This window comes from Bacillus sp. m3-13, assembly GCF_000175075.1.
GTDB lineage: Bacteria > Bacillota > Bacilli > Bacillales > Bacillaceae_I > Sutcliffiella_A > Sutcliffiella_A horikoshii_C.
Genome location: NZ_ACPC01000036.1, coordinates 1 through 5,119, shown reverse-complemented (window position 1 = coordinate 5,119; position 5,119 = coordinate 1). Strand labels below are relative to the sequence as shown.

Below are 5,119 nucleotides of genomic sequence, written 5' to 3'. Positions count from 1 at the left end.
TACAAGGTTTTTCCGCCATCGTTAATGAAGTCCCTGATACTTTGAATATCGATTAACTCACCCTTTTGGATGATACCGACTCTATCACACATCAATTCCATTTCGGATAATAGATGGCTTGAAACAACAATCGCCATTCCTTCTTCTCTGGCAAGACTTCGTAAATAGTCTCTTATTTCCCGGATACCTGCAGGATCCAGTCCGTTTGTTGGTTCGTCAAGTATTAATACTTTTGGTTTATGTAGTAAGGCCTGTGCTATTCCCAAACGCTGCCTCATCCCCAAAGAATATGTCTTCACTTTTTCCTTGATCCGGCCAGTCAATCCAACCAATTCTATTACTTCATCCAGTCGTTCTGCTGTGATCCCGGGCATCATTCTGGCATATTGTTTCAAATTCTGATATCCCGTTAGAAATTTATACATTTCTGGATTCTCAACGATTGCCCCCACTTGGCGGACCGCCTTTTCATAATCGGTCTTGATGCTTGCTCCGTCGATGTGTATATCACCTGAAGTGATACTCATCAATCCAACCATCATTCGAATGGTTGTCGTTTTTCCGGCTCCATTTGGTCCAAGAAAGCCAAACACTTCTCCTTTATACACTTCAAAAGATACATCTTTAATGATTTCCTTGGTACCTATGTCTTTACAAACATTTGTAAGCTTTACTGCCACATCACTCATGTTACATAGCTCCTTTTATACTTCTATTTTCTTCACATTTTTTACTGAGAGGAAAAAAACCAAAACACTTACCGCTAGAAAAACCGTAAACAGTCCAAAGGAAAACTCTGACAAACTTACCCCCAACGAAATTTCCTGATACCCATTCTCCGTTTCATTTGTGACTAGAGTACCTAATGATACGGACGGAAAACTGCCAACATCCTTGAGTCGATCATATAAGGTACTAAGCATGAACCCCTCATGTATCACAAAAATAAAATACGCAATTATCCCGCTAAAAGCAATGCGCACATATTCAAAGCGCTTCCCTTTTGCAACAGCAATTTGAGACCAGAAAAAAATGGCCCAAATCGCAAGATACATACCTACACCTATAATCGTACCTATTAATGCAAAGCCCTCAATAATTTCCTTGCCTTGAAGAAAGGGCTGGCCACTGATGAAACAGGAAATGGCATACAGAAGGATGGCAAAAGTAATGGACAGCAAACAGTTGAACATTGAGATTAGCAATTTACTAGAAAGTAGAGATCGAGCGGGATTTGGATTATATAACCACATCTTTAATTTTTGCTCTTTTACAAGATTCATAACCATATCGGTTCCCATGTAGAAAATATGGATGCTTATTAAAGTCAGCCCAATAGCTATAGAAACTTCCGGCTCATCCATACTTAACGATAACCCTACACCTAACATCCAGAGCGCTAGAATAAAAAGATAATTCTGCAGTTGCGCCTTCATCGAAAGCTTCCAATCTTTTAATAACAGCCCCGTGTAATAACCCATTCTTTCTCCCCCCTTACTCCTGAAAATTTGCAATCATCCAGTCTTTAACCGACAGTCCATCCGATTCCCTAATATGTTCTACGTTTTGATGGGCCATAAAGTTTCCATTTTTTATTAACACCACTTCATCGAGCAGTGATTCAATTTCATCAATTTCATGGGTGGCAATAATAATCGTCTGATTACCGAAATCGAGGAAGGTTAGGAGCCCTTTTACAATCGAATCTCTCACCATGGGATCCAATCCTGAAAACGGTTCATCCAACAGAATGTAATCCGCTTGCCTGGACAATGCAAGAACAAGCTTCAATCTGCCTCTGTTACCTTTGGACAACGCTTTTATCTTTTTGGATGGCTCAAGTTTCATGAACACCAAAAGCTCTTCCGCCTTCTCTTTGTCGAAATCACTGAATTGGGAGGCATAGAATTTGACCATGTCTTCTACTGAGAAAGCATCATAAAATACGTCAAGTTCCGTCATATAGGCTACCTTTCTTGCAATCTTGCGGCTGGCTATTTCCCCATCCACCGTCACCTTACCTTTATCAGGTCTTACCAAACCGGCAATCATCTTCAGGCTGGTAGACTTTCCGCTGCCGTTTGGACCAAGCAAACCAATGATTTTTCCTTTTTCAAAAGACAGATCCCCATCCTTCACCGCAATATCTTTGCCATATTTTTTACTAACCTGTTCGAATTTGATCATTTCTGATTCTCCCCCTCCTCCAAAAATCTTTCCACACTTTCAACAATTTCTCTTTCTGATGCACCGATCTCCCTCATACTCTGGACAAAGCTTTCAACAACTTTCGTTTCCATGGCTTTTTTCAAATGCAAAAGCATTTCCTCATTTTCTGTAACAAATGTCCCTTGCCCTCTTTTGGTTTCCACGATTTCCATCCTCTCCATTTCACTGTATGTTCGTTGAATGGTATTTGGATTTACACCTGACTGAATGGCCATTTCCCTAACGGAAGGAAGTTTATCTCCAGGCTTTAACACACCTCGAACGATTTCTTTACTTATACGATCAATGATCTGCAGATATATCGGTTTATCAGCATCGTATTTTGCTGTCATTTTACTTCCACCGCCTTATTTAAAAGCCAACTTGTTAAGAAAAAGATCCCAGTTATTTTTAATATAGAGAAAAGCAAACCTACCCATGAAATCTTTTCTCTGCCAGAACTGATCCAAAGGCCATCTTCTCCTATATGAACGTTCATGAATTTTGTCATTTCAATTGGAACAGGTAAAACCGATTGCAATCCTCCCAACAACTGTTTTTCTATAAATAGAATCAAAAGGAAGCTAAAAATGATAAATAGCGTGAAAAAGACTACTTTAAACTTTGCTATGTAATTGAACCTCCCCATTGAATGGTAGATTGCCCAATAAAACGTATAGAACATGGCGAGTTCTAATCCACTAACTGTTATTAGGACACTCATTTGAAAGATAGATTCTGCCGTTATGAGGTTTACCGTAGTTTCCCCCGGATCAAAGAAAACTACTGTTATTCCTAACAACAGAAACGCCATACATAAACTAGTGATTTGGAGTAAAATCCCTGTCAAAAGTTTACTGCCTAAGATCATGGACATAGAACGAGGGCTATGCAGCCACATTTGCGACTTTTCTTCCAAGCTCAGTCCTGCCCCAACAATCATCGTGATATAAATAACATGGATACCGATAATCATGGATGTCGCAATATATAATAGTTCATGGTTATTGGTGAGCACACTCCCACTCAATACAACAGCCCAAATAAAGAGCTTGAAACAAATAAGAAGTATAAAAGTATTTTTAGATAGCAGCCATTCTTTTCTCATCAACCCTTTAAAAGCATGTGTTTCCATTAGAACTCCCCTTTCTGTTTTAGTGTTCTAGTTAGATAGTACACTAAAACAAATTAGAACGTCAATCTTTTTTTTCAATTATTTTACAATGGATGGATTTCCGTTTTATCCTAAACTTCCTTTTCATTATTCCGATAAAATTAATACCCATTATTCTTTTATGTGGTAAAATGACACTGGTGTACATATATTTAGTTTTTTTTACAAATTTCTACTTTATTACTTATTATTTGTGAGAATATTTTGTATAATATACTTACAAATTTCTTCATGTGTGTAGGAGTGAAGTGATGGATACGAGAGCGAGAAGAATTGTACGTAATAATAAGAAAAGTCAATTCCATTATTTAATTGTCTTAAAAGATTTTATCGGGTCTTTTGTACTTCATGCTATTTCACTGGTCATAGTGGCTGCCTTCCTGATCTGGGTACTAGATCAGGTGTAGAAACATAAAAAACGAGAAGGAATCGAAATCCTTCTCGTTTTTTATTGGTCTGTTTTCGTAAATTTTTGTTGCTGTTTCGCAAACTCAAATTAGCCGATATATTATTTACTGTCGTGCTCTTTTCTCTGTTTTACGAAGCATACTACTTGTGATTTCTAGAGTATGTAATCAGAAAAAAGTCCAATTGCCGACTTTTTACCGGTGAATAGCAACAATTTTTGAGAAAAGAGCTTTTTTATTTTGCTTTTTGTTTTTTCTTTTCCTCTACCGGCTGTAGTTTTGATTTCTTGTAACGCACTTTGGTTGCTGCATAAAACACACCGGCTGAACCAAAAATTAACACAATAAGCACTTGGCTCCATCTTGTATGTAAAACCCCCATCATCGCACTTAGCATATAAGCAATAAGAATCGGTATTAGCACGGTATAAAGAGATAAGATAAAACGGAATTTTTCATCTACTTCATAAACGGTTTCGCAACCCTCACATTTAATAGGACGATACCCAAAAAAGACAGAGGTTAATTTGGTTTTATATTTTACTTCTTCTTGACAGTTTGGACATTGGTGAAATGACATGTTATCGACCCCTTTAAAGTAATTCCTCTTTCATTTCATCATATCAAAAGCAATGCTAAAGGAATAGTTGAAAAACAAAAAAGATCCAGCACACCATTTAGGGTACTGGACACCTTAGAGGTTATTCGCTTTCAGGCTGCTTAACGTTCTTTAAGACATTTATCACAAACAATACCACACCTAGAGTGGTTAAATTCGCCCCGATAATGGTCAATATCAATAAGGACTCATTACCGTATACTACAAATGCCAAGCCAACCATCATCAAAGGCAAGCCTATATTGTGTAACCAAAAATGCCATGTAGCAAGTTTCGTTTTTCCGGCTGCAGGAAATAAAATATAAATGATACCAGCAAGAGTCAAAGCGGTCCATCCAAGCAAATTAACATGAGCATGTACAGGCGTCAAATTGTATGCATGTGCCGTCGACATATAATAACCGATACCGACCCCTATCAAAAAATAGATAACGGAAATTTTTATCAACCTAACTCCCATAATCACCCCTCCAGTTCTATAACTTCATACACTACTATATTACGTATTGTGATGAGTCTATAGAACTGGAAAATACCAAATATTACAATACTCATTCTTCATTTGCAATAGGGGAGGACATGACCTTGACGAAGTTTTTAGCGAATTCCTCTGCATTCACCTCTAGTGCAATAGTCACTTTATTTTCCTTGTCACTGGCGTCTTCATAACAGCGATGAAGACTTCTCTCCTCCTTTTTCCTTGTCACTAGG

At 37.8% G+C, this 5,119-nt stretch carries 8 protein-coding genes; 1 reads left to right on the top strand and 7 read right to left on the bottom strand.

Annotated features, from left to right (window positions below; translation table 11 throughout):
* The 5 genes from M313_RS0117040 to M313_RS0117020 all read right to left on the bottom strand — a co-directional run.
* On the bottom strand, positions 1 to 689 hold a 689-nt coding region (locus tag M313_RS0117040), incomplete at its 3' end, for an ABC transporter ATP-binding protein (RefSeq protein WP_010198084.1).
* A gap of 15 nt (positions 690 to 704) precedes the next feature.
* Positions 705 to 1,481 carry a hypothetical protein gene (locus tag M313_RS0117035; RefSeq protein WP_010193248.1) on the bottom strand — a complete coding sequence of 259 codons (777 nt, stop codon included), beginning with the start codon at positions 1,479 to 1,481 and terminating at the stop codon, positions 705 to 707.
* Positions 1,482 to 1,494: 13 nt separating this feature from the next.
* Positions 1,495 to 2,187, bottom strand: a complete 693-nt coding sequence (locus tag M313_RS0117030; RefSeq protein ID WP_010193247.1) for an ABC transporter ATP-binding protein — start codon at positions 2,185 to 2,187, stop codon at positions 1,495 to 1,497.
* Positions 2,184 to 2,561 carry a GntR family transcriptional regulator gene (locus M313_RS0117025; protein ID WP_010193246.1) on the bottom strand — a complete coding sequence of 126 codons (378 nt, stop codon included), beginning with the start codon at positions 2,559 to 2,561 and terminating at the stop codon, positions 2,184 to 2,186. The genes M313_RS0117030 and M313_RS0117025 overlap by 4 nt, the downstream gene beginning before the upstream one ends.
* Complete coding sequence (locus M313_RS0117020) at positions 2,558 to 3,343, bottom strand: hypothetical protein (protein WP_010193244.1); 786 nt, start codon at positions 3,341 to 3,343, stop codon at positions 2,558 to 2,560. The genes M313_RS0117025 and M313_RS0117020 overlap by 4 nt, the downstream gene beginning before the upstream one ends.
* A gap of 290 nt (positions 3,344 to 3,633) precedes the next feature.
* Between M313_RS0117020 and M313_RS25920 the strand changes: the two genes are divergently transcribed.
* Entirely contained in the window at positions 3,634 to 3,789 is a 156-nt protein-coding gene (locus M313_RS25920; protein ID WP_010193242.1) for a hypothetical protein, read from the top strand.
* Positions 3,790 to 4,024: 235 nt separating this feature from the next.
* On the opposite strand, the gene M313_RS0117010 is transcribed toward M313_RS25920, so the two are convergent.
* Both M313_RS0117010 and M313_RS0117005 read right to left on the bottom strand, forming a co-directional pair.
* Positions 4,025 to 4,369 (bottom strand): TIGR04104 family putative zinc finger protein, encoded by a 345-nt coding sequence (locus M313_RS0117010; protein ID WP_010193239.1) that lies wholly within the window; start codon positions 4,367 to 4,369, stop codon positions 4,025 to 4,027.
* 121 nt (positions 4,370 to 4,490) lie between these two features.
* Complete coding sequence (locus tag M313_RS0117005) at positions 4,491 to 4,868, bottom strand: hypothetical protein (RefSeq protein ID WP_010193238.1); 378 nt, start codon at positions 4,866 to 4,868, stop codon at positions 4,491 to 4,493.
* Positions 4,869 to 5,119: the final 251 nt, after the last annotated feature.

Coding starts and splice junctions, on each gene's coding strand:
- M313_RS0117025 (WP_010193246.1), bottom strand. CDS start 2,561: ATGACAGCAAAATACGATGCTGATAAACCGATATATCTGCAGATCATT.
- M313_RS0117005 (WP_010193238.1), bottom strand. CDS start 4,868: ATGGGAGTTAGGTTGATAAAAATTTCCGTTATCTATTTTTTGATAGGG.
- M313_RS0117030 (WP_010193247.1), bottom strand. CDS start 2,187: ATGATCAAATTCGAACAGGTTAGTAAAAAATATGGCAAAGATATTGCG.
- M313_RS0117020 (WP_010193244.1), bottom strand. CDS start 3,343: ATGGAAACACATGCTTTTAAAGGGTTGATGAGAAAAGAATGGCTGCTA.
- M313_RS25920 (WP_010193242.1), top strand. CDS start 3,634: ATGGATACGAGAGCGAGAAGAATTGTACGTAATAATAAGAAAAGTCAA.
- M313_RS0117035 (WP_010193248.1), bottom strand. CDS start 1,481: ATGGGTTATTACACGGGGCTGTTATTAAAAGATTGGAAGCTTTCGATG.
- M313_RS0117010 (WP_010193239.1), bottom strand. CDS start 4,369: ATGTCATTTCACCAATGTCCAAACTGTCAAGAAGAAGTAAAATATAAA.